Annotated in this window: 22 protein-coding genes; 11 read left to right on the forward strand and 11 right to left on the reverse strand. The window is 72.1% G+C overall.

Features of this window, described 5'->3' with window-relative positions:
- Nucleotides 1–219: 219 nt before the first annotated feature.
- Both DK412_RS01315 and DK412_RS01320 read right to left on the reverse strand, forming a co-directional pair.
- Nucleotides 220–1,185 (reverse strand): D-2-hydroxyacid dehydrogenase, encoded by a 966-nt coding sequence (locus tag DK412_RS01315; protein WP_109970464.1) that lies wholly within the window; start codon nt 1,183–1,185, stop codon nt 220–222.
- Nucleotides 1,186–1,366: 181 nt separating this feature from the next.
- Nucleotides 1,367–1,636: a hypothetical protein gene (locus tag DK412_RS01320; RefSeq protein ID WP_109974991.1), complete on the reverse strand. Its 270-nt coding sequence runs from the start codon at nt 1,634–1,636 to the stop codon at nt 1,367–1,369.
- A 163-nt stretch (nt 1,637–1,799) separates the two neighbouring features.
- On the opposite strand from DK412_RS01320, the gene DK412_RS01325 reads away from it, so the two are divergent.
- Genes DK412_RS01325 through DK412_RS01335 form a run of 3 tightly spaced genes read left to right on the forward strand, consistent with a single transcriptional unit; the run spans nt 1,800 to nt 5,612 of the window.
- A complete protein-coding gene (locus tag DK412_RS01325) occupies nt 1,800–2,318 on the forward strand; it encodes a (2Fe-2S)-binding protein (RefSeq protein ID WP_109970465.1) in 519 nt (172 codons plus the stop codon).
- Nucleotides 2,315–3,370, forward strand: coding sequence for a xanthine dehydrogenase family protein subunit M (locus DK412_RS01330; RefSeq protein WP_109970466.1), 1,056 nt, complete (start codon nt 2,315–2,317; stop codon nt 3,368–3,370). Before DK412_RS01325 ends, DK412_RS01330 begins: the two co-directional genes overlap by 4 nt.
- A 7-nt stretch (nt 3,371–3,377) precedes the next feature.
- The gene (locus tag DK412_RS01335; protein WP_109970467.1) at nt 3,378–5,612 is read left to right on the forward strand and encodes a xanthine dehydrogenase family protein molybdopterin-binding subunit; all 2,235 of its coding nucleotides are present in this window, start codon (nt 3,378–3,380) and stop codon (nt 5,610–5,612) included.
- Nucleotides 5,613–5,826: 214 nt separating this feature from the next.
- Here the strand turns inward: DK412_RS01335 and DK412_RS01340 are convergent, their stop codons facing one another.
- From DK412_RS01340 to DK412_RS01350, 3 genes are all read right to left on the reverse strand, one after another.
- Complete coding sequence (locus tag DK412_RS01340; protein WP_109970468.1) at nt 5,827–7,803, reverse strand: PhoX family phosphatase; 1,977 nt, start codon at nt 7,801–7,803, stop codon at nt 5,827–5,829.
- A gap of 75 nt (nt 7,804–7,878) precedes the next feature.
- Nucleotides 7,879–8,136 carry a hypothetical protein gene (locus tag DK412_RS01345; RefSeq protein ID WP_109970469.1) on the reverse strand — a complete coding sequence of 86 codons (258 nt, stop codon included), beginning with the start codon at nt 8,134–8,136 and terminating at the stop codon, nt 7,879–7,881.
- 295 nt (nt 8,137–8,431) lie between these two features.
- Nucleotides 8,432–8,695 carry a hypothetical protein gene (locus tag DK412_RS01350; RefSeq protein WP_109970470.1) on the reverse strand — a complete coding sequence of 88 codons (264 nt, stop codon included), beginning with the start codon at nt 8,693–8,695 and terminating at the stop codon, nt 8,432–8,434.
- Nucleotides 8,696–9,133: 438 nt separating this feature from the next.
- On the opposite strand from DK412_RS01350, the gene DK412_RS01355 reads away from it, so the two are divergent.
- The gene (locus DK412_RS01355; protein WP_109970471.1) at nt 9,134–10,552 is read left to right on the forward strand and encodes a pyridoxal-dependent decarboxylase; all 1,419 of its coding nucleotides are present in this window, start codon (nt 9,134–9,136) and stop codon (nt 10,550–10,552) included.
- Nucleotides 10,553–10,567: 15 nt separating this feature from the next.
- On the opposite strand, the gene DK412_RS01360 is transcribed toward DK412_RS01355, so the two are convergent.
- Nucleotides 10,568–11,194 (reverse strand): TetR/AcrR family transcriptional regulator, encoded by a 627-nt coding sequence (locus tag DK412_RS01360; protein ID WP_109970472.1) that lies wholly within the window; start codon nt 11,192–11,194, stop codon nt 10,568–10,570.
- A 104-nt stretch (nt 11,195–11,298) separates the two neighbouring features.
- Between DK412_RS01360 and DK412_RS01365 the strand changes: the two genes are divergently transcribed.
- From DK412_RS01365 to DK412_RS30795, 3 genes are all read left to right on the forward strand, one after another.
- Nucleotides 11,299–12,234 (forward strand): SDR family oxidoreductase, encoded by a 936-nt coding sequence (locus DK412_RS01365; protein ID WP_109970473.1) that lies wholly within the window; start codon nt 11,299–11,301, stop codon nt 12,232–12,234.
- Nucleotides 12,235–12,433: 199 nt separating this feature from the next.
- Nucleotides 12,434–12,709 carry a type II toxin-antitoxin system ParD family antitoxin gene (locus tag DK412_RS01370; RefSeq protein ID WP_109970474.1) on the forward strand — a complete coding sequence of 92 codons (276 nt, stop codon included), beginning with the start codon at nt 12,434–12,436 and terminating at the stop codon, nt 12,707–12,709.
- Nucleotides 12,702–12,866 (forward strand): type II toxin-antitoxin system RelE/ParE family toxin, encoded by a 165-nt coding sequence (locus tag DK412_RS30795; protein WP_245447376.1) that lies wholly within the window; start codon nt 12,702–12,704, stop codon nt 12,864–12,866. Before DK412_RS01370 ends, DK412_RS30795 begins: the two co-directional genes overlap by 8 nt.
- Before the next feature lie 306 nt (nt 12,867–13,172).
- Here the strand turns inward: DK412_RS30795 and DK412_RS01380 are convergent, their stop codons facing one another.
- From DK412_RS01380 to DK412_RS01400, 5 genes are all read right to left on the reverse strand, one after another.
- A complete protein-coding gene (locus DK412_RS01380) occupies nt 13,173–13,382 on the reverse strand; it encodes a hypothetical protein (protein WP_109970475.1) in 210 nt (69 codons plus the stop codon).
- A 79-nt stretch (nt 13,383–13,461) separates the two neighbouring features.
- Complete coding sequence (locus tag DK412_RS01385; RefSeq protein WP_109970476.1) at nt 13,462–14,589, reverse strand: aldo/keto reductase; 1,128 nt, start codon at nt 14,587–14,589, stop codon at nt 13,462–13,464.
- A 16-nt stretch (nt 14,590–14,605) separates the two neighbouring features.
- The gene (gene larB / locus DK412_RS01390) at nt 14,606–15,283 is read right to left on the reverse strand and encodes a nickel pincer cofactor biosynthesis protein LarB (protein WP_109970477.1); all 678 of its coding nucleotides are present in this window, start codon (nt 15,281–15,283) and stop codon (nt 14,606–14,608) included.
- Nucleotides 15,280–16,107: an adenine nucleotide alpha hydrolase gene (locus DK412_RS01395; protein WP_109970478.1), complete on the reverse strand. Its 828-nt coding sequence runs from the start codon at nt 16,105–16,107 to the stop codon at nt 15,280–15,282. Before DK412_RS01395 ends, larB begins: the two co-directional genes overlap by 4 nt.
- Nucleotides 16,104–17,393, reverse strand: a complete 1,290-nt coding sequence (locus DK412_RS01400; RefSeq protein ID WP_109974992.1) for a LarC family nickel insertion protein — start codon at nt 17,391–17,393, stop codon at nt 16,104–16,106. Before DK412_RS01400 ends, DK412_RS01395 begins: the two co-directional genes overlap by 4 nt.
- Nucleotides 17,394–17,607: 214 nt before the next feature.
- Between DK412_RS01400 and DK412_RS01405 the strand changes: the two genes are divergently transcribed.
- The 4 genes from DK412_RS01405 (at nt 17,608) to DK412_RS01420 (ending at nt 21,703) form a co-directional block, all read left to right on the forward strand.
- The gene (locus DK412_RS01405; protein ID WP_109970479.1) at nt 17,608–19,191 is read left to right on the forward strand and encodes an aldehyde dehydrogenase (NADP(+)); all 1,584 of its coding nucleotides are present in this window, start codon (nt 17,608–17,610) and stop codon (nt 19,189–19,191) included.
- A gap of 116 nt (nt 19,192–19,307) precedes the next feature.
- Nucleotides 19,308–19,541, forward strand: coding sequence for a DUF2171 domain-containing protein (locus DK412_RS01410; protein WP_093567704.1), 234 nt, complete (start codon nt 19,308–19,310; stop codon nt 19,539–19,541).
- 432 nt (nt 19,542–19,973) lie between these two features.
- The gene (locus DK412_RS01415; protein ID WP_109970480.1) at nt 19,974–21,197 is read left to right on the forward strand and encodes a Zn-dependent hydrolase; all 1,224 of its coding nucleotides are present in this window, start codon (nt 19,974–19,976) and stop codon (nt 21,195–21,197) included.
- A gap of 14 nt (nt 21,198–21,211) precedes the next feature.
- The gene (locus tag DK412_RS01420) at nt 21,212–21,703 is read left to right on the forward strand and encodes a glutathione peroxidase (RefSeq protein WP_109970481.1); all 492 of its coding nucleotides are present in this window, start codon (nt 21,212–21,214) and stop codon (nt 21,701–21,703) included.
- The last annotated feature ends 26 nt before the right edge of the window (nt 21,704–21,729 follow it).

Raw genomic sequence — 21,729 nt, forward strand, 5'->3', positions numbered from 1 at the left:
CCTGCCCTTTCCCGGACGACCGGAGCGTCAGCGGAAGGAGATCCGGGAACCAGCACGAGAAGTCGCGAAGCGTCCGCTTGTCTACAACGTTGCAACGGATAGAGCCGCTTCGCGGCACTTCTCCCCTGGATCCCGGGTCACATTCCGCGGACGCTGCATGTGCCCGGGAAAGGGGTTGGATGTCCGGAAAGCGGGTGAGCCACGCCTCGCGGTGATTTTTCACACCACCGGGTTCACCAGCTCCTCCCCCCGCCGCAGTCGCCCCAGATTCTCGATCAGCAAGTCGATCACCCGGCCCTCGTAGAGGCTGGTCTCGCCGGCGCTGTGGGGAGTGACGATCACGTTCGCCATGCGCCAGAACGGCGCCTCGGGCGGCAGCGGCTCGTCGCGAAAGCAATCGAGGCCGGCGCCGGCGATTCCCCCCTCGGCGAGGGCCCGCGCCAGGGCATCCTGGTCAACCACGCGGCCGCGGGCGACGTTGATCAGGAGCGCGTTGGGCTTCATCGCCGCAAGCGCCGCCGCGTCGATCAGCCCTTCGGTCTCCGGGGTGAGCGGGCAGGCGAGCGCCACCACGTCGGCCTGACCGAGCGCCTCGTGCAGCCGGTCGGGGGAGAAAACCGCCTCGACCGGGTCGCCGGCCTCCAGCGGGCGCCGGCGCAGGCCGATCACCCGCATGTCGAAGGCCTGGGCCAGTCGGGCGATGCGGGTGCCGATGCGCCCGAGACCGATCACCAGCAGCGTCCGGCCGCCGAGTTCCTGCTCGCGTTGGCCCGGATCGGCGATCATCGGCCGCCAGGTCGCGGCGGCCTGGTTGCGCAGGGCCTCCGGCAGGTGGCGAGTGAGGCCGAGCATCAGCGCGAGGGCGTGCTCGGCCACGGCGCGCTCGTTGCCGCCCTGCGCGCTGGCGAGGCGGATGCCGCGCTCGCGCAAGGCGTCCTTCGGGAACTGGTCGGTGCCGGCGCTGACCGACTGGATGAAGCGCAGGCGGGGCGCCCGCTCCAGCAGGGAATGGCGCCAGAGCCCCGAGACCACCAGCACCTCGGCCTCCGCCACCGCATCCTCCAGCGCCGCGAGGTCGCGCACTTCGACGAAGGGCTGGGGCGCGCCATTCGCCCGGTACGCGTCGCCGAGGCGGTAGGCGGCATGGGCGAGGACGATGGGGCCGGAAAGGGCGGGTGCGGTCATCGGCGGGCGGCTCGGGGCTCGTGGCAGCGGGGCTGCGGGAGTTCACACCGGGCGCGAGGCCGAGGCAAGCCGGCGCGTCGCTTCAGAACATGAAAGCCCACCCCCGCTTGCGCAGGGACGGGCTTCACCGGCTCGCGAGAGCGAGGGTCCCGAACGGGGCGGGACGGGACCCCAGGCTCGATCAGCGGCCGTAGACGTACGGGGCGGTCGGGGCGTAGCCCGGGGGCACCTCGCGGACCAGCACGCCGCGCTCGTCGCGCGGATAGACGACGACGCTGCCGGTGCTGTCGACGGCCGGGGCGCCACCCGGGGCGCCGTAGGCGCGCTCCTGGCCGGCCAGCGGGCCGCCGGCCTGCGAGCCGGCGCGGTTGTAGGGCGTGCCGCCCTGGGCGAAGGCGGGGGCGGCGGCAACGCTCAGCAGGGCCGCGGCAAGGGCGAGGCGGGTCTTCATCATAGTACCTGTCAGTTGAGGGGGACCGCGTTGCGGTTTCGCAGCGTCAACCATCCGGCCGGCGAAAGGTTCACTGCGACGTGTGCGCTGCCGCACGCGGCCGCACCTGGGCGGTGCGGGGCACAGGATTACCTTGGAGCGCGTCTAGCCTGGAGGAAGCCGCATGAGCGTCGACATCGTCCTGACGGTGAACGGCACGAGGCGCACGATCCCGATTCCGGACCCGCGCATCACCCTGCTCGATCTCCTGCGCGAGGGCCTGCACCTCACCGGTGCCAAGAAGGGCTGCGACCGCGGCCAATGCGGCGCCTGCACGGTGCTGGTCGACGGGCGGCGGATCAATGCCTGCCTCGCGCTCGCGATCAGCCTCGACGGCGCCGAGATCCTGACGATCGAGGGATTGGCCGAGGGCGATCGCCTGCACCCGGTGCAGGAGGCCTTCATCGCCCATGACGGGTTCCAGTGCGGCTTCTGCACCCCGGGCCAGATCATGAGCGCCGTCGGACTGATCCGCGAGGCCCAGGCCGGCGACGATCCCGAGCGGGTGCGCGAGGCGATGAGCGGCAACCTGTGCCGCTGCGGCGCCTATGCGGGCATCACCGAGGCGGTGCTGGAGGCGCAAGGTGCCATGAATCAGACGACCCAGCATCCGGCGACCACCCGGCAGGGAGAGGCGGCATGATCCCGTTCGAGTACGTCCGCGCCACCGACGTCGCCGGCGCGCTCGCCGCGGGGTCGGCCCCCGGCGCCGCCTACCTCGCCGCCGGCACCAACCTCCTCGACCTGATGAAGGGCGACGTCAGCCGGCCGACCCGCCTCGTCGACATCACCCGGCTGCCCGGCCTCGCGGCTCTCGAGCGGCGGGACGACGGCGCGGTGCGGATCGGGGCACTCGCCCGCAACAGCGACCTCGCCCACGATCCCGCCTTCGCCCAAGCCTATCCGGCGGTGGCGGAGGCGCTGCTGTCGGGCGCCTCGGCGCAATTGCGCAACGCCGCGACGGCGGCCGGAAACGTGATGCAGCGCACCCGCTGCCCGTACTTCACCGACACCGCCAGCGCCTGCAACAAGCGCGCACCCGGCAGCGGCTGCGATGCCAGGGGCGGCGAGACGCGGCTCCACGCGATCCTCGGCTGGAGCGAGGCCTGCATCGCCACCCACCCGTCGGATTTCTGCGTGCCGCTGGTGGCGCTGGAGGCTGTCGTCGAGATCGCGGGTCCGGCCGGGACGCGCACCGTGCCGCTCGAATCCTTCCACCGCCTTCCCGGCGACGCGCCGGAGCGCGAGACGGTGCTCGAACCCGGCGAGCTGATCACCGCCCTCGTCCTGCCGCCGGAAGCCTCGGCCTTCGCCGGCCACAGCCGCTACCTCAAGGTCCGCGACCGCACGTCCTACGCCTTCGCGGTGGTCTCGGCGGCGGTGGGCCTGCGCCTCGATGGCGGCCGCATCGCCGAGGCGCGGCTGGCGCTCGGCGGCGTCGCCCTCAAGCCCTGGCGGGCGCGGGAGGCGGAGAGCCTGCTCGCCGGCCGCGCGCCCGACGAAGCCGCCTTCCGGGCGGCCGCCGACGCCGCCCTCGCGGGGGCCAGCCCCTCCGGCGACAACGCCTTCAAGATCGAGCTCGCCCGCCGCCTCGTGGTGCGGGCCTTGTCCCGCGCCGCGTCCGGCACGCCGGAGCGCCTGCCGGCGCTGCCGGGTTCCGCTTTCGCCCCCGCCTCGGAGGCCGCTCATGTCTGAGACCCGCATGTCCGAGACCGCTCCCCGGACTCGCCACGGCTCGAATCTCGGCCAGCCGCTCACCCGCCGCGATGGGTTCCTGAAGGTGACGGGTGCGGCCGCCTACGCCGCCGACCACCACCCGCCCGGGATGCTCTACGCCGTGATGGCGGTGAGCCGCATCGCCCGCGGCCGCGTCACCCATCTCGACGTCGCGGCGGCGCAGAGCCATCCCGGCGTTGTCGCGGTGATGACGCCGCAGAACAAGCCGACGCTGGCGCAGCACCCGGACGAGAAGCACGACGGCTTCACCTTCCGGCTCGACCTGCTGCAGGACGACCGCGTCCGCTACGCCAACCAGCCGGTCGCGGTGGTGATCGCCGAGACCCTGGAGGCCGCGACCGAGGGTGCCGTGCTCCTCCGCCCCACCTACGAGGCCGAGACGCCGGCGGTCGGGCTCGATGCGGCGGAACAGTTCACCCCGCCGGCGATCGGCGTCGGCGACCCGGCCGACATGGAAACAGGCGACGTCGAAGCGGGCCTCGCCGCGGCGGCGCGCACCATCGCGGCGACCTACGAGACGCCGGCCCAGTACCACAACGCGATGGAGCCCCACGCCGTCGTGGCGACCTGGGACGGCGACCGGCTCGACCTCGACATGCCCTCGCAAGGCTTGGCGATGGCGCAAGGGCGCATCGCCGGCCTGTTCGGCATCTCGCCCGCGGATATCCACATCCGCAGCCCGTTCCTCGGCGGCGGCTTCGGCTCGAAGGGGATGATCGCCGGGCCGCAGGTGCTCGGCATCATGGCGGCCCGCCTCGTCGGCCGGCCGGTGAAGCTCGTCATGAGCCGGCCGCAGATGTTCGGCCCGGTCGGCCACCGCGCCCCGACCCGCCAGACCCTGCGCCTCGGCGCGGGCGAGGATGGCGGCCTCACCGCCCTCGACCACCACACGCTCACGGCGACCAGCACCTTCGACGACTTCATCGAGCCGAGCGGCGGCGTCTCGCACACGCTCTACGCCGCGCCGGCCTTGGCCACCCGGCACCGGGCGGTGCGGCTCGATACCGGCACGCCGCTGTTCATGCGCGCCCCCGGCGAGGCCTCGGGCAGCGCGGCTTTGGAGGCCGCCATCGACGAGATGGCCGAGGCCTGCGGCATGGATCCGCTGGCGTTCCGCCTGCGCAACTACGCCGAGACCGAGCCGGCCTCCGGCAAGCCGTTCTCCTCGAAGGCACTTCGGGAGTGCTACGCGCGCGGGGCGGAGGCCTTCGGATGGAGCAAGCGCCCGCTGCCGCCCGGGCAGATGCGCGATGCGAACGGGCTCCTCGTCGGCTGGGGCCTCGGCACCGCGACCTTCCCGGCCCTGATGTTCCAGGCCGAGGCGCGGGCGACGCTCAAGGCCAGCGGCGAGGCGGCGGTCGCGATCGGGGCGATCGACATGGGGCAGGGGGCCTGGACGGCGCTCGCCCAGATCGCGGCGGAAGAGCTCGGCCTCGACATCGATGCGATCGACTTCCGCATCGGCTCCTCGGACCTGCCGAACGGCGGCATCGCCGGCGGCTCGGCCCACACCGCCACCGCCGGCACGGCGATCAAGGGCGCGGCGGCCGACGTCATCGCGCAGCTCGCTTCCCTCGCGACGCAGGATCCCCGCTCGCCGCTCTACGGCGCCGGCAATGCCGGGGTGATCGCCCGCGGCGGCCGCCTGGTGCGGCGCGACGACGAGAGCCGGTCCGAGGCCTTCACGGAGATCCTGGGCAGGGCCGGCCAGGATTCTGTCGAGGGCAAGGGCGCGGCCGGACCCGACGCGGCGCGGGAGCACTACGCCATGCACGCCCACGGCGCGGTCTTCGCCGAGGTGACGGTCGATCCCGATCTCGGCCAGATCCGCGCGACCCGCCTCGTCGGCGCCTTCGCGGCCGGGCGGATCATCAACCCGCGGCTGGTGCGCAGCCAGTATTTCGGCGGGATGATCTGGGGCGTCTCCTTCGCCCTGCACGAGCAGGCGGTGATGGACCCGCGCACCGGCCGGCCGATGAACGCCAACCTCGCCGAGTACCACGTGCCGGTGAACGCCGACGTGCCCTCGCTGGAGGCGATCCTGGTCGAGGAGGAGGATCCGCACGTCAATCCGCTCGGGATCAAGGGCGTGGGCGAGATCGGGGTGACGGGCAGTGCCGGGGCGATCGTGAATGCGATCTGGCACGCCACGGGCAAGCGGGTGCGGACGCTGCCGGTGACGCTGGACAAGCTGCTGTGAGAGCGCGCGCCGAACCCTCCCCCTGTGCGGGGGAGGGTGGCGAACGGAGTGAGCCGGGAGAGGGGACGCCGCTTCCGGAGGAGCCGCACGCGTCATGAAGGGCGCCCGCTGGATCAGCGTCGCGGTCCCCTCTCCCGGTCCCTGCTGACGCAGGGGCAACCCTCCCCCGCAGAGGGGGAGGGTCCAGGGCGGCGCGTGCTTCGACGGAGTGGGCTTACGTCCCCACCTTCCCCCCGCCCCGCTTGGTGATCGCCACCACCGCCGGGCGCGGCGGCAGGGCGGGGTCGAAGTCGGGCCAGCGGGTCGCCGGATTCTCGAAGGTCGCGGGCTGGGCGTTCGGATCCTCCTCGTCGGCCTCGCCGGGATGCTGCACGGCGACGAAGAAGGTCGTGTCGTCGGGGGTGAAGTAGGGGCCGCACATCTCGGCCCCCAGCGGCACCTGGAAGAAGTGCTTGGCGGTGCCGCGGCCGGGCCCCTGCGTCTCCATCGCCCAGATGCCGTCGGCGCGTCCGGTCTTGGCCGGCGAGTTGCCGTCCGTGGCGACCCAGAGCCGGCCCTGGCCGTCGACGGCGCAATTGTCCGGCATGCCGAACCAGCCGTCCTTCGTCGTCGCCGACGAGAAGGTGGCGCCCACCGCCGCGATCGCGGGATCGCCGCAGCGCACCAGCACCTCCCAGGCGAAGGCATCGGCCGCGAAGTCGCCGCCCTCGGGCGAGAGCTCGACGATGTGGCCGAAGCGGTTGTCCGGCCGCGGGTTCGCCGCGTCGACCTGGTCGGCCTTGCGGCGGACGTTGTTGGTCAGCATCACGTAGACCTTGCCGGTCTTCGGGTTGGCCTCGACGTCCTCCGGCCGGTCCATCTTGGTGGCGCCGAGAAGGTCGGCGGCCCGGCGGGTCTCGATCAGCACGTCGGCCTGATCGCGAAACCCGTTCTCCGGCGTCAGCGGGCCCTGCCCGAACACCACCGGCAGCCAAGTGCCGCGCCCGTCCGCGTCGAAGCGGGCGACCGACAGGGTGCCGTGGTCGAGGATGTCGCGGTTGGACGCCTTGTCGGCGGTGTTCACCGGATCCCGCGTGACGAAGCGGTAGACGTAGTCGAAGCGCTCGTCGTCGCCCTGGAACACGACGTAGCGGCCGTCCTTCGCCATCGCGCCGGCCGCGCCCTCGTGCTTGAAGCGGCCCATGGCGGTGCGCTTCACCGGCACGCTTCCCGGGTCGAACGGATCGATCTCGACCACCCAGCCGAAGCGGTTCGGCTCGTTGGGTTCTTTCCCCAGGTCGAACCGCTCGTGGAAGCGGCTCCAGCCGTAGAGGTTGCCCGGCATGCCGAGGCGCTTGTGGTTGCGTGCTTCCGCCGAGCCCTCGGGCAGCCGGCCCTGGAAGTAGTAGTTGACGTTCTCCTCGCAGGTCAGCCACGTGCCCCAGGGCGTGACGCCGCCGGCGCAGTTGTTGAGCATGCCCAGCACCTGGGTTCCTTGCGGGTCGGCGCCGGTGCGCAGGCGGTCCGAGCCGGCGGCGGGGCCGGCGATCCGCATCGGCGTCGTCGCGGTGATGCGGCGGGCGTAAGCGGAATTCGGCACCACGCGCCAGCGCCCGCCCTCGCGCTTCACCTCGATCACCGAGCCGCCATGGGCCGCCATCTCGATGTCGACGAGGTCGCGGCTCATGCCGGCGAAGGCCACCTTGCCGTCCTGCCGGCCGAGGCCGGGGAACATCAGCTCCTCGTTCGTGTACTCGTGGTTGACGGCGAGGAGGCCGTGGCCGGCAGGGTCATCCGTGCCGGGCAGGGGGAAGAAGCCGAGGAAGTCGTTGTTGTAGCCGAATTGCTGCGCTTGCGCGGCGGCCGACTGCCTGTGCGGGTCGAAGGGCGGTGCGCCGGGCAGGACGGGATCGCCCCAGCGGATCAGCACCTCGGCGTCGTGGCCCTCGGCCACGTGGTGGCGCTCGTCGGCGCCGGCCGGCAATTCGCGGAACGGGAAGGTCTCGGGCGCCGCGGCGGCGACGGCCCGGGGGGCCAGCGTCGCCGAGATCGCCGAAACCGCCAAGCTTCCCGCCAATCCCCCGCGCAGGATCTCGCGCCGGTCGAAGCGCCGGGCCACGACCTCGCCGAGGGTCGGGTTCGGGCTCGGGTTCGAGCCGGTATCCTCGGCCGCCTCGGCCTGCTGCGATCGGTTCAGCGACGGCTGTGTCATCGGGTCCCCTCGGCGCTCCGTCTCGGATCAAACCGGACGCTTACCCTGGGGACAATGGCGGGCGGATGACAACGCTCAGCGATGCGTTCGCCGCCGGGCCGGCAGCGCCCGCACGGACCCGGTGGTCTCGGGTGAGAACCACGGCGCCGGTTGTTCCTGCGGGCGGGTCTCGGCCAGCGAGCGGGAGGTGGCGTAGGGGTTGGTGACGTAGCTGCTCATGAAGGCGCCGCCGGCGGGCTCGCGGTCGCCGCCATTGGCGAGGGCCGGGACGGACAGGGCGACGGCGGGCAGGGCGACGAGGGCGGCGGCCGCCGCGGTGACGAAGCGGGTCATGACGTCGGATCTCCGGCCGCCCTTCGATCCCGGCGTCTCACGCGGGCGCGGCGGGACGAGGGCGGCATGGGAGAGATATGGGTCCGGCCCGTCCGGCCTCGCGTGCGCCGGCGCACCGGATCGATGGGCCGGGCGGCAGGGCCGGTCGAAGGGCTATTGTAATGCGACGCTTCAGCGCCTGCATCGCAAGCCCGTCCAGGGTACGCGACAGGACAGCGCCCCTGCGGCGTCGGTCCTTCTCTCCTGCTCAACCGACGGATCGCGGCGCAGGTCGGATCGGCTCTGCGCCGCCGCCTCACGGCAGCAGGTGCGCGTCCAGCCACGGAAGCGGGGCCGGGCACGGCAGGTGGCGGGCGATCCAGTCGACCACCGCGTCGGGCGTGTCGAAGAGCGGGGCGCGGGCGAGTGCCCGGCCGGGACCGTAGGTCTCCGCCACGCGCCACTTGTGGCGGTGCTCCGGCGCGGCGGTGCCGGGCTGCAGGCGGACCAGCAGCGAGACCGGCTGGTCGCCGAGATAGATCAGGCAGCCGTCCTGGTCGGCGCCCTCACGGCTCTGCACGCGAACATGGTGCTGGGTCAGCGTGCCGGCTGGCCTCGTCTTTGTGCCTCGCCCGAACATCGCGCTCCTCTCGTCGTCCTCTCATGAGCTAACAGGGCGGGTTAAACAGCAGCGAGGTGAATTCCGACGATTCGCGGTACCGGCGGGTGTTTTCGCGCTATTCCTCGCAACCTTACGTTCTCAGGCTGTCGCGACTGGCAATTACAACCAAAATTCGGTTAAACAATCGTAAATAGCGCCCGCTTGATTGATCGTGGCACGTCGTCGCCGTGTGCTCAAGCGGGCCAGTTCCGGAGAGCGACTGCTGGATCCGGTGTCGTCCCGGCAGCACCTCGCGCCTCGATTGCGTGACCCGCGTGTAGGCGGGGAGGCGCATTCCGCGAAACCTGCTAAACACCCGCCCGGGCACCGGAATGCCGGGCCGGCGGGAGGACGGGCATGGACGACGAGACGTTTCGGGCCTGGGCGCACCGGGCCGCCGACTGGTCGGTGGATTACCTGGCGGGCGTCGGCGAGCGGCCGGTGCGGGCGCAGGTGACGCCGGGCGAGATCTTTCGCCAGCTCCCGGCCGAGCCCCCGGCCGCGGGCGAGCCGATGGAGCGGATCTTCTCCGACCTCGACCGGGTGGTGATGCCGGGCATGACCCACTGGCAGCACCCGCGCTTCTTCGCCTACTTCCCGGCCAATGCCAGCCCGCCCTCCCTGGTGGCGGAGTTCGTCACCGCGGCGCTCGCGGCCCAGTGCATGCTCTGGCAGACCTCGCCGGCCGCGACCGAGCTCGAGACCCGGGTGATGGACTGGCTGCGCCGGATGATCGGCCTGCCCGAAAACTTCTCCGGCGTGATCCAGGATTCGGCCTCGGGCGCGACCCTCGCCGCCCTCCTCACCGCCCGGGAGCGGGCGCTCGGCTTCACCGGCAACGCCAACGGGCTCGCCGGCGGGCCGGTGTTGCGGGTCTACGCCTCGGCGCAGGTGCATTCCTCGGTCGACAAGGCGGTGCGCATCGCCGGCTTCGGCGACGCCAACCTGGTGCGGATCCCGGTCTCAGGGTCCCTCCACGGCATGGATCCGGACGCCCTCGACGCGGCGATCCGGGCCGACCGGGAGGCGGGGTTCAAGCCCGCCGCGATCGTCGCGTGCCTCGGCGGCACCAGCATCGGCGCCTGCGATCCGATCGAGGCGGTGGCCGCGGTGGCGCGCCGGCACGACGTCTTCCTCCACGTCGACGCCGCCTGGGCCGGCAGCGCGATGATCTGCCCCGAGTTCCGCGACCTGATGCGGGGGGCGGAGCACGCCGACAGCCTGGTGTTCAACCCGCACAAGTGGCTGTTCACTCATTTCGACTGCTCGGCCCATTTCGTGCGCGACCCGAAGGCGCTCACCGACACCCTGGGCATCCGCCCGCCCTTCCTGCGCACGCTGGGCCAGGACGGCTTCGTCGATTACAACGAGTGGTCGATCCCCCTCGGGCGCCGCTTCCGGGCGCTGAAGCTGTGGTTCGTGATCCGCCACTACGGCGTCGAGGGCCTGCGGGACATGATCCGCGCCCACGTCGCCTGGGCGCGGGAGCTCGCCGGACTCATCGCGGCGGAGCCCGGTTTCGAGCTGACGACCGCGCCGATCCTGTCGCTGTTCACCTTCCGCTACGCCCCCGAGGGCGCCGGCGATCTCGACGCGCTGAACGCCCGCCTCGTCGAGCGCATCAACGACGACGGCCGCACCTACCTGACCCAGACCCGGCACGACAACCGCTTCGTCATCCGCTTCCAGGTCGGCCAGACCACGACGACGCGGGAGGACGTGATGATCGCGTGGGACGCGGTGCGGGAGATCGCGGCGGGGTTGCGGGCGGGGTAGGGGCCGAAAGTCGGATTACGCTACCGCCGTCGGTCCATCGGCCCCGCAGACCTCGGCGGCGATCTGCGCGAAGGCGTCCTCCAGGAACGGCGCGGCCCCCTGGTCGCCGCCGGCCTGGATCCAGGCCTCGATCGCCAGGCGCATCGCGCCGAGGGACACCATGGCGACGAGGCGCAGGGCGTGGCTGCGCGCCGGGTCCGGCCAGCGCTCGACGAGAGCCGCGTGCAGCGCCTGCTCGTGCAGGCCGTAGCTCGCCTGCTTGCGCGCCTGCAGGATCTCGCTCGTGCGCATCACCCGGTCGATGCCGATGAATTCCTGGGTGCGGAAGCCGGCGACGAGCTGCAGCATCGCGTCGCGCACCACCGCGACCGGCGCCCCGCCCGCCGGCTGCGCCAGCACCGCCTCGCGCAGCTGCGCGTTGAACCCGCGCATCTGCCATTCCAGCAGGATCTCTTCCTTCGACTTGAAGTAGGAGAAGAACGTCCGGCGCGAGATGCCGGCGGCCTCCGCGATCGCGTCGAGCGTCGTCGCCTCGTAGCCGCGCTCGCTGAACAGCCGCAGGCCGGTCTCGGCGATGCGCCGCAGCGTTTCCCGCCGCTTGCGCGCGCGCAGGCCCTCGGGCTTCGGGACGTCGCTCTCCATGCCGGCCTTCTCGCATGCCGGTCCCCCCTTGAGAAGCTGCACCTGGTGCAGTAATAATTTTGCACCGAGTGCGATCATGCACTGGGTGAAAGGGAGTCTCGGCGATGTCGGGATGGACTCTGTCGGACATGCCGTCCCAGGCGGGGCGCAGCGCGATCGTGACCGGCACCGGCGGCCTCGGCTTCGAGGACGCCCTGGCGCTGGCCCGCGCGGGGGCCGAGGTGATCGTCGCCGGGCGCAACCCGGACAAGGGCGCGGCGGCCCTCGCGCGGATCCGGCAGGCGGTGCCGGAGGCGACCGTGACGTTCGAGCCCCTGGACCTCGCCAGCCTCGCCTCCGTCGCCGCCTTCGCCGAGCGGATGGCGGGGAGCCGCGACCGGATCGACATCCTGATCAACAACGCCGCGGTGATGGCCCCGCCGACGCGCCAAGTCTCCGCCGACGGGCACGAGCTGCAATTCGCCACGAACTACCTCGGTCACGTCGCCCTCACCGCGCGCCTGCTGCCGCTGCTGCGCCGGGCCGACGCCCCGCGGGTGGTGTCGCTGTCGAGCGTCGCGGCCCGGGGCGGGCGCATCGTCTTCGACGACCTCCAGGGCGAGCGCGCCTACCGGCCGATGGCGGCCTACAGCCAGTCGAAGCTCGCCTGCCTGATCTTCGCCCTCGAACTGCAGCGCCGCAGCGAGGCCGGCGGCTGGGGGCTCGCGAGCCTCGCCGCCCATCCGGGCGTCGCCCGCACCGACCTCCTGCCGAACGGCGCCGGTCCGCGCAGCTTCGCCGGCCTGGCGCGCACGTATCTGTGGTTCCTGTTCCAGCCCGCCGACCGGGCCGCCCTGCCGACCCTCTTCGCCGCGACCGCACCCGAGGCGGCCGGAGGCGCCTATTACGGCCCGGTGCGCCTCTCCGAGACCCGCGGCGCGCCCGGACCCGCCCGGGTCCCGACCCCGGCGCTGGACGCAGCGGCGGCCGCGCGGCTGTGGGAGGTGTCAGAGCGCCTCGCCGGCGTGAGCTTCGACGCGTCGGCCGAGGCGCCCCGATGACCCCCATCCTCGCCCGGTTCGTCACCGCCGCCCTGCTCGGCGCGGCGCCGCTCGTGAACCTTCACCCTTGCGCCGCGGCGGCGGCCGAGCGGCCAGCGAGCACGCCTGTCGTCCGAGGCACGGACGATGCCGGTGCATCGGCATCTCCTGGCCGACGATATCATAAACTCATACTTTGCCCGGTGAGCGAGGACTCGCCATGGCATCGAGCTACACGGTGGGAGACTCTTCCGAGCGGTTCGTGAGGGAATTGGTGGAGAGCGGCCGCTACGCATCCGCCAGCGAAGTGATGCGTGACGGCCTTCGACTCATGGAGGAGCGCGAGCAGGTGCGTGCCGCCAAGCTGGAAGCCTTGCGGCAGGACATCCGGGAAGGCCTCGACAGCGGACCGGTCGAACCGCACGACATGGCGGCGATCAAGGCCGAGGCCCGCGCGCCACGCCGCCGTCGCAACGAAGACGCGGCGCGTGGCTGACCTTGTCCGGCGTCCTCGCGCCCGGCGCGACCTTCTCAAGATCTGGGATTTTACCGCCGGCCACAATGAGGCGGCAGCCGATGACGTTCTCGAACGGATCGAAGCTGCTCTGATCATGCGGGCGGAAAATCCGCTCGCTGGTCGGGCAAGGCCGTAACTGACAGCCGCGCTACGCAGCTTTCCGGTTGGGAGCTACCTGATATTTTATCAACCAACCGCTCGCGGGATCGAAATCGTTCGCATCTCGAGCGGTTATCGCGACATTCGGCAGAACGAATTCCAGGACTGACTCCAACGATCCAGTCGTTCTGGCGTCGAGGTCACCGCGTCATCAGCCGGCATGGGCGTGGTGACAGGCTTGGCGAGAGCGGGGTGGCTTGCTTAGTGCACCTCACAAACTTCCCGCCGCGCCGACGCCGCCACAGCCAGCGACAACGGCGATCGGGAGTTTTGTGAGAGACACTTACCCCCGCCCCGTCCGCGTCGGGGGGCAGCGCAGCACGGCCTCCACCGCCTCGCGCGACTTGCCCCGGACCTCGTAGCCCATTGCCTCGAAGCGCTCGATCAGCGCCGGGCTGTCCTCGGCCGTGCAGGCGGCCCAGGCGGCGAGGCGCTCGTTCATCGTGTGCAACTCGGCGGACGGGTTGCGGGGCGGGGTGGGCGTGTCGCTCATGAAGGCGGCCTCGTGCCGGCGTGAAGACCCGAGATCAACGCGCCGGCCGCATTCATGGTTGTGTCTTAAATCACCCGCCTCACTCCATGGTCGGGGCGAGCTTCTTCACCCCCGGCACGTCCTCGCCGAGCCAGGCGGCGTTCTTGGCGGTGCCGTCGAAGGTCGCGCTGGTCTTGAACAGCTCGTACTTGCCCTCGAGCGCGTAGGGCCGGCTGCGGTTCAGGAGTTCCGCCACCGCCGCCTTGTCCATCGGCGTGAAGGTCTTCACCGCCTCGAAGGCCTGGTCGAGGTCGCGCTGGTTCTGGATGCCGGTGATGACCACCGAGGTCGGCAGGTTGAGCGAGAAGTGCAGGTACTCGATCGGCTTGATGGCTGCGTCGCTCTTCAGGATCACCCCGTCGCCGAAGGTCTTCATCGCGAGCGCCGCGATGCCGTTCTGGACGAGGTAGGGCAGGACCATGTGGCCGAAGCTGCGGAAATGCGCGTCCATCACGTTGATCGGCATCTGCACCGAATCGAAGTGGAAGCCGCGCTCGGCCGCCACTTCGAGCATCTGGAGGTGGATGCGCGGGTCCTTGTGGCCGGTGAAGCCGATGTAGCGCAGCTTGCCCGCCTTCCTGGCTTCGACGAACGCCTCCATGGCGCCGCCCTCGGCGAAGACCCGATCGGGATCGTCGTAGCGCAGGATCTCGTGATGCTGCACGAGGTCGATCCGGTCGGTGCGCAGGCGGCGCAGCGACTGGTCGATCTGCTTCATGGCTTCCTGCTTGGTCCGCCCGTCCATCTTGGACATCAGGAAGACCTTGTTGCGATACCCGTCCTGCTCGAGGGCGATGCCCATCCGCTCCTCGGAGCGGCCCTCGTTGTAGTCCCAGCAATTGTCCATGAAGGTGATGCCGCGGTCGACGCCTTCGTGGATCAGCCGGGTCGCCTCGGCGTCGGTCACGGCGCTCTTGCCGAGATGGAAGCCGCCCATGCCGATCGCCGAGATCTTCTCCCCCGTCCGGCCGAAGGGCCGGTAGAGCATCTCGCCCCGGCGCTCGCCGGGATCGGTGACGAAGGGCAGGTCGGCGGGGTCGTTCGGCCGGGTGCCCGGCAAGGGACCGGAGCTGGGAGGAGGCGGAGCGTTCACGGCCGCCCCCGCGCTGCTGGTGACGGCGAGACCGGCGCCGAGGGCCGCGCCCTGCAGGAAGCTGCGACGTTCCATGGCGTTTCTCCGTGATTCATGAGGAAGCCTCCGCGAGCCGGGTTGCCGCGTGGAGCAGGCGCAAGGCCGCGCAGGCGGCGCCGTAGCCGTTGTCGATGTTGACGACCGCGATGCCGGGGGCGCAGCTCGCCAGCACCGCGTCGAGGGCGGCGCGGCCTCCTTCGGCGACACCGTAGCCGACCGAGGTCGGCACCGCGATCACCGCGCCGGCGACGAGGCCGCCGAGCACGCTCGGCAAGGCGGCGTCCATGCCGGCGGCGCAGATCACCACCGGATGGGCCCGGATCTCCTCGATCCGCCGGGTCAGCCGCCACAGGCCCGCGACGCCGACATCGGCGATGAGCGTCGTGGCGTGGCCCTGATAGGCGAGCGTGCGCTCGGCCTCGCGGGCCACCGGCACGTCCGAGGTGCCGGCCGCCACGATGGCGATGCGGGCAGGCCCCGCGACCCGCCGCGCCTCGCCGAAGAAGGCGGTGCGCGAGACCGGGCAGTAATCGAGCCGGTCCTTGTACCGAAGAGCCGCAAAGCGCTCCGGGTCGAGGCGGGTGACGAGGAAGCGCGCGCCCCGCTCGTCCGCCGCCGCCAGGATGGCGTCGATCTGCGCCGGCGACTTGCCGGCGGCGAACACCGCCTCTTCGAGGCCGATCCGCTCCGTGCGGGCGAAATCGAGGGTGAACTCGTCCTGGATGCTCACCGTGGCGGCCCTCCGGGTCGCAGACCTCCCGTCAGGAAGGCGCTGCCGGTGCGATAGGGCGCGAAGGAGACCGGCGCGTCCGAGAGCCGGGCCGGCGCGCACGCGGCGATGCGCCGGCCGAGATCGGCCTGCGCCCCCTCGGGCAGGCTGGCGAGGCTCTGGGGATCGAGCTCGACCACGATGCCGGCGGCGCGCACCCGGCAGCGCACGGCGCGCTTGGCACCCGTCACCGTCAGATCCTCGCCGACCAGCCGCTCGACGGCGTGGATGAAGGCCAGGGTCTCGGGCTCGATGCGGATGCCGGTCTCGACCCGGCTCGACAGGCAGGGCGCGGCGGGCAGCTCCGCCACGGCGCCGAGGCCGAGGTCGCGGGCGAGCGCCCGCACCATCGCCTTGCTGAACGACGCCTCGACGAAAGGATGGCGCACCCCGTGCTCGCGGGCGGCGTCGAGGCCGGGGCGGTACTCGCCGAGGTCGTCGAGGTTGGCGCCCGACACGATCCGGCGGTCGGTCACCCGCCGGATCGCCCCGTAGAGGTTGGTCTTACAGAAGAAGCAGCGGTTGACCGGATTCTCCCGGTAGGCCGGGTCGGCGAACTCGCCGGCCTCGATCACCCGGAGCCGCCAGCCCTCGCGGGCGGCTTCCGCCCGCACCCGCTCCGTCGCCTCGCCGGGCACCGCCGGCGAGACGGCGTGGACCATCAGGGGCGGTTCGGCACTCGTGCGATGTGCGATCGTCGCCAGCGTCAGGCTGTCGACCCCGCCGCTCACCGCGACGGCGATCGGTCCGAGGCGCGAGATGACGGATTCGAGGGCCGCGCTCATCGCTCGTCCTCCTGTGATCTAAGCGCCAGCCGCTCGGCCTCGCGACGCAGGGCCTGGCGGGCGGCATGGCCTTCTGTCGCCAGCGCGTCGTCGGCCTCGGCCTTGGCGGTGCGCCCGCCCGGCCGGTCGACGCTCTTCACCCGGACCGGCCGGCCCGCCACCTCGACCGTGTTGAGCCGCCGCGCGAGCGCCGCGCCCGAGACGGTGTGGTGGCGCAGGCCGATCGTGGTGGTCTCGCGGAAGCAGGCCTCGATCGCCTCCTCGATCGCGTCGGCCCGGGCCAGCGCCCGGACATGGGTCATCATCCGGCCCTTCTTGCCGAAGACCGGCATCTGCACGACGTCGAAGATCTTCGGGTGCGACCTCAAGCGGTCGAGTCCCATGGCGAGGTCTTCCGCCGACTGGTCGTCGACTTCGAACTCGATGATGCCGAGCTCGCGGTGGCCGGGCGATCCGGTCTCGCCCTGCTCCTCGAAGACGAGCACCCGCAGCACGTTGCTCAGGCCCGGCAGCACCTTGGTGCCGAAGCCGAGGCCGCTGCGCAGGAGCCGGCGCGGCCCGCTCTTCCGGGCCTGTTCGCCGCAGAGATGGCGCAGGATCGCCGCGCCGGTCGGGGTCACCCGCTCGCCCGGCACGCCGTCGTCGAGGGTGAGGAAGCCTTCGAGCAGGAGCGCGGTCGCCGGCGCCGGGACCGGCAGCGGCCCGTGCTGGGTGCGCACCCGGCCGGAGCCGAGCGGCAGGGCCGAGACGCTCCAGGCCGTGGCATGGATCGCGTCGATCAGGTGCGCCGCCGCCACGATGTCGGCGATCGAATCCCAGGCGCCGACCTCGTGGAACGCCACCTCCTCGACCGGGATGCCGTGCACCCGCGCCTCGGCCTGGGCCAGGTGCCCGAAGATCGCGAGCGCGTGGGCGAGCACGGCCGGGGCCAGCCCGCAGGATTCGAGGTCGCGGCGGATGCCGGACCAGTGCCGGTGCGCGTGCCCGCCGCCGTGATGGTGATGGCCGTGATCGTGAGGGTGGTGGTGATCGCTATGGTGATGGTGATGAGGGGCGTGCGCGTCCGCCGGCCGGTCCGGCGCCTCGCCCTCGGGGCCGGTGACGGCGAAGCGCCGGCCCTGCAGCACGCCGTCGCCGTGGGCGAGGAGGGCGCAGGTCGTGCGGCCGCGGCTCGCCCGCGCCACGCTCTCGCGCACGCCCGCCTCGTGCTCCGGAAAGGCGTCGAGGAGCGCCGCCACGACCATGTCGCCGGCGACGCCGCCGACGGCGTCGAGATGAATCTGCATCGGGTCCTTCGCCCCGGTCTTGGATCTCATACCGGTCGGGGGCACATCGGCCCGCAGGAGCCCGCGGCAAGCGGCGGCCCCTCGGGACAGACCGTCGCAGCGGGGACGGGACGGATTTTTTCTCCCCGCCCCGGTGGATCGCCCCCGCCCGCCGGGGCATAAGCCCGGCCAAACATCCCTTCCAAAACATCCCTTCAAGGAGAGGACGCGACCCATGCCCATCACCGGAGAGAACCTGATCGGCGCCGCCGCCCGCAGGGGCGAGGGCGAGAGCTTCCGGGCCGTCGAGGCCGCCACCGGCAACCCCCTGGAGCCGGCCTTCGCCTCGGCGACCCCGGCCGACGTCGAGCGGGCCTGCGCGCTCGCCGCCGAGGCCTTCGACGCCTACCGCGAGACCTCGCTCGAGGACCGCGCCCGCTTCCTCGAGGCGGTGGCCGATGCGATCGTGGCGATCGGCGACGAGCTGATCGTGCGCTGCATGGCCGAGAGCGGCCTGCCGCGGGCCCGCCTCGAGGGCGAGCGCGGCCGCACGATCGGCCAGCTCAAGATGTTCGCCGGCGTGGTCCGCGACGGCGGCTTTCTGGAGGCCCGGGTCGATCCGGCGCAACCCGAGCGCAAGCCCCTGCCGCGCCCCGACCTGCGCCTGCGCCAGATCGCCGTCGGCCCGGTCGCGGTGTTCGGCGCGTCGAACTTCCCGCTTGCCTTCTCGGTCGCGGGCGGCGACACCGCCGCGGCGCTCGCCGCCGGCTGCCCGGTGGTGGCGAAGGCCCACCCGGCCCATCCCGGCACCTCGGAGCTGGTCGGCCGCGCGGTGCAGGCGGCGGTGAAGCAATGCGGCCTGCCGGAGGGCGTGTTCTCGCTCCTGATGGATTCCGGCATCGCCGTCGGCCAGGCGCTGGTCGCCGATCCGCGCATCGCGGCCGTCGGCTTCACCGGCTCGCGCCGCGGCGGCGTCGCGCTGATGCAGGCGGCGGCCTCGCGCCCCGTCCCGATCCCGGTCTACGCCGAGATGAGCAGCATCAACCCGGTCGTCCTGCTGCCGGCGGCGCTTGAGGCGCGGGGCCGCGACATCGGCCGCGCCTTCGTCGGCTCGCTCACCCTCGGCTCGGGCCAGTTCTGCACCAATCCGGGCCTGATCCTGGCGGTGAAGGGCGCGGGCCTCGACGGCTTCCTGGAGGCGGCCTCCGCCGCCCTTACGGAGACCCAGGCCGCCACGATGCTGACGCCCGGCATCCACAAGGCCTACTGCGCCGGCGTCGCGGCGCTCGAAGCCAACCCGGCCGTGACCACCCTGGCGCGCGGCCTCGCCGGCGGCACGCATCAGGGCCAGGCGGCGCTCTTCTCGACCACGGCGCAGGCGTTCCTCTCCGATCACACCCTCGCCGAGGAGGTGTTCGGCGCCGCCTCGCTGGTGGTGCGCTGCCCCGACCTCGCGACGATCCGCGCGGTGCTGGAGCGGCTGGAGGGCCAGCTGACGGCGGCCGTCCATCTCGACGAGGCCGATTTTGAGGCCGCCCGGGCGCTGCTGCCGGTGCTGGAGCGCCGGGTCGGCCGCATCCTGGTCAACGGCTTCGGCACCGGCGTCGAGGTCGGCCACGCCATGGTGCATGGCGGCCCCTATCCGGCGACTTCGGACGGCCGCACCACCTCGGTCGGCAGCCTGGCGATCCACCGCTTCCTGCGCCCGGTGAGCTACCAGGATCTGCCCGAGGCCCTGCTGCCGGCCGCCCTGAAGGACGGCAACCCGCTCAAGCTGTGGCGGCGGCAGGACGGCAAGCTCGCGGCGCCCGAAGCCTGATCGTCCCGGCGCCTGAGAGCTGTAGACGTCCGCGGGAGGCCCTACGGCCTCCCGCATCCGGCAGGAACCTGCCCCGGGTATCCTCGTTGATCGCCGCACCACGTGAGGAGCGCGCGATGATCGATCTCAGCAGCATCAAGGAGCACATGCCGGTCGTCGGCTCCGACGGCGGGCATGTCGGCACGATCGATCACCTCGACGGCCAGCGGATCAAGCTGACCAAGACCGACCCGGCGGCCGGCGGCCACCATCACTTCATCCACGTCGATTCCATCGCCGCCGTCGCGGGTGGAGAGGTGCGCCTCAACCGCACCACCGCCGAAGCGAAGGACGAGTGGGCGACGGCCTGACCACGCCCGGGCAGCACCTTTCGGCGGTAGACCGAGGGAGGATGCAACCGGAAGCGCGGGACTTGAGTTAGGTTAACAATCCTGGACGAAAAAAGGGCCGCCCCTTGAGAAGGCGGCCCGAGTCTAGGGAGGAAACGCCCGAGGAGGGCGCGAGCAGCGCAGCGGCATCGCCACCGCCCTGCACAGGACAAACCCGGTCCGCTGCCGCGTGGTTCCCGGGCGGGAACTGATACCAAGGTCCGCTCCGGCGGGCCTTCTTTTTGCCGGGATCGACGCGGCGGCATTCCGCGACGGGCCGACGTGGATTCCGGCCGCCTCCCGCGCTCCCGCTTGTTATCGCTTGACCAGACTGGCCCTGGTACGGATCGTGCCTCGCACCGGCCTGCGCCCGACCGCCCCGGTCCGGGGCAGCCAAGGGTGGAAGCGAGCACCATGCGGGCGATCGACACGCAGGCTTTTCTCAAGGATCTCCACGACCTGCGCGCCATCGGCCGCTTCCGCACCGGCGTGCACCGCCCGACCTACTCCCCCCAGGACATGGAATCCCGGCGCTGGCTGATGCGGCGCCTGGAGGAGTGTGGGCTCGATCCCTCCATCGACGGCGTCGGCACGGTCCTCGGGCGCCATCGGGGCGAGGGCCCGCACCTCCTCGTCGGCAGCCACATCGAGAGTCAGAACGAGGCGGGCTGGCTCGACGGGGCGCTCGGCGTGGTGGCGGGCCTCGCGCTTGCCCGGGCCGGGCTGCCGGTCGACGTCGTCGCCTTCGCCGACGAGGAGGGGCATTTCGACGTCGGCTTCCTCGGCAGCCGCTCCGCCATCGGCGAGGTCACCGAGGCCGAGATCGACGGCAGCCGCAACCGCACCGACGGCACCCCGTTGCGCGAGGCGCTCCAGGCCGCCGGCCTCGCCGGCCTGCCGCGGATGCAACTGGAGGCGGGGCGCTACCGCGGCTTCCTGGAGATGCATATCGAGCAGGGCACGCAGCTCGAATCGACGGGTTTGCGCCTCGGCGTCGTCACCGGCATCGTGGCGATCTGGCAGTGGCGGATCGTGATCGAGGGCGCGCAGGACCATGCCGGCGGTACCACCATGGCGGAGCGCCGCGACGCCGGCCTGACCGCCGTGCGCCTGCTCGCCGCCATCGACGAGGCCTTCCCGCGGGTCTGCGGCGAGCGCAGCACCTGGACCACCGGCCGCATCACCCTCGATCCCGGCGCGCCGAGCATCATCCCGGGACGGGCCGAGATCCTGTTCCAGTTCCGCGACGTGTCGATGCCGGTACTGGAGCGGATGGAGGCGACCCTGCGGGCGCTGATCCGCGAGAGCAACCGGCGCGAGCGCTGCACCGCGACCCTCGAGGAGATCTCCCGCAACAGCCCGGCCCTGTGCGATCCCGGCCTGATGGGGGCCTTGTCGGAGGCGGCCGGGGCCCTGTGCCCCGGCGGCTGGCAGACGATGCCCTCGGGCGCCGGCCACGATGCCCAGAACGTCGCCAAGGTGATGCCCGCCGCGATGCTGTTCGTCCCCTCGATCGGCGGCATCAGCCACCATTGGTCCGAGGACACCAAGGAGGAGGACCTGGCGCTCGGCGTACAGGTGCTGGGGGCGGCGGCCGAGCGGGTGCTGGCGGGCGGGAAGACCCTGGCCGTCGAGTAAGGCATAACGGGCCGATGAGCACGGTCCACGATTTCGCCCCCGCCGCTCCCGACGGCACGCCCCACCCGCTGGCGCAGTACCGCGGCAAGGTGCTGCTCGTCGTCAACACCGCCTCGGCCTGCGGCTTCACCCCGCACTATGCCGGGCTGGAAGCTCTGTGGCGCCGCCACCGCGAGGCCGGCCTCGTGGTCTTGGGGTTTCCCTGCAACCAGTTCGGCGCCCAGGAGCCGGGCGATGCCGAGGAGATCGCCCGGTTCTGCACGCTCAACTACGACGTCAGCTTCCCGCTCCTGGCCAAGGTCGAGGTGAACGGGGCGAGGGCCGAGCCGCTCTTCGAGCACCTCAAGGAAGCCCGGCCGGGGCTGCTCGGCACCCGGGCGATCAAGTGGAACTTCACCAAGTTCCTGGTCGGCCGCGACGGGCGGGTGATCGCGCGCTTCGCCCCGCGGGTGAAGCCGGAGGCGCTGGAAGCGGCGGTGGTGAAGGCGCTGGCGGAAGCGGTGTGAGGCCATCATCCGGCCAAAATGGCCGA

It is taken from the genome of Methylobacterium sp. 17Sr1-1 (genome assembly GCF_003173775.1).
Classification (GTDB): Bacteria; Pseudomonadota; Alphaproteobacteria; order Rhizobiales; family Beijerinckiaceae; genus Methylobacterium.

Coding starts and splice junctions, on each gene's coding strand:
- DK412_RS01315 (WP_109970464.1), bottom strand. CDS start 1,185: ATGACCGCACCCGCCCTTTCCGGCCCCATCGTCCTCGCCCATGCCGCC.
- DK412_RS01320 (WP_109974991.1), bottom strand. CDS start 1,636: ATGAAGACCCGCCTCGCCCTTGCCGCGGCCCTGCTGAGCGTTGCCGCC.
- DK412_RS01325 (WP_109970465.1), top strand. CDS start 1,800: ATGAGCGTCGACATCGTCCTGACGGTGAACGGCACGAGGCGCACGATC.
- DK412_RS01330 (WP_109970466.1), top strand. CDS start 2,315: ATGATCCCGTTCGAGTACGTCCGCGCCACCGACGTCGCCGGCGCGCTC.
- DK412_RS01335 (WP_109970467.1), top strand. CDS start 3,378: ATGTCCGAGACCGCTCCCCGGACTCGCCACGGCTCGAATCTCGGCCAG.
- DK412_RS01340 (WP_109970468.1), bottom strand. CDS start 7,803: ATGACACAGCCGTCGCTGAACCGATCGCAGCAGGCCGAGGCGGCCGAG.
- DK412_RS01345 (WP_109970469.1), bottom strand. CDS start 8,136: ATGACCCGCTTCGTCACCGCGGCGGCCGCCGCCCTCGTCGCCCTGCCC.
- DK412_RS01355 (WP_109970471.1), top strand. CDS start 9,134: ATGGACGACGAGACGTTTCGGGCCTGGGCGCACCGGGCCGCCGACTGG.
- DK412_RS01360 (WP_109970472.1), bottom strand. CDS start 11,194: ATGGAGAGCGACGTCCCGAAGCCCGAGGGCCTGCGCGCGCGCAAGCGG.
- DK412_RS01365 (WP_109970473.1), top strand. CDS start 11,299: ATGTCGGGATGGACTCTGTCGGACATGCCGTCCCAGGCGGGGCGCAGC.
- DK412_RS01370 (WP_109970474.1), top strand. CDS start 12,434: ATGGCATCGAGCTACACGGTGGGAGACTCTTCCGAGCGGTTCGTGAGG.
- DK412_RS01380 (WP_109970475.1), bottom strand. CDS start 13,382: ATGAGCGACACGCCCACCCCGCCCCGCAACCCGTCCGCCGAGTTGCAC.
- DK412_RS01385 (WP_109970476.1), bottom strand. CDS start 14,589: ATGGAACGTCGCAGCTTCCTGCAGGGCGCGGCCCTCGGCGCCGGTCTC.
- DK412_RS01395 (WP_109970478.1), bottom strand. CDS start 16,107: ATGAGCGCGGCCCTCGAATCCGTCATCTCGCGCCTCGGACCGATCGCC.
- DK412_RS01400 (WP_109974992.1), bottom strand. CDS start 17,393: ATGCAGATTCATCTCGACGCCGTCGGCGGCGTCGCCGGCGACATGGTC.
- DK412_RS01405 (WP_109970479.1), top strand. CDS start 17,608: ATGCCCATCACCGGAGAGAACCTGATCGGCGCCGCCGCCCGCAGGGGC.
- DK412_RS01410 (WP_093567704.1), top strand. CDS start 19,308: ATGATCGATCTCAGCAGCATCAAGGAGCACATGCCGGTCGTCGGCTCC.
- DK412_RS01415 (WP_109970480.1), top strand. CDS start 19,974: ATGCGGGCGATCGACACGCAGGCTTTTCTCAAGGATCTCCACGACCTG.
- DK412_RS01420 (WP_109970481.1), top strand. CDS start 21,212: ATGAGCACGGTCCACGATTTCGCCCCCGCCGCTCCCGACGGCACGCCC.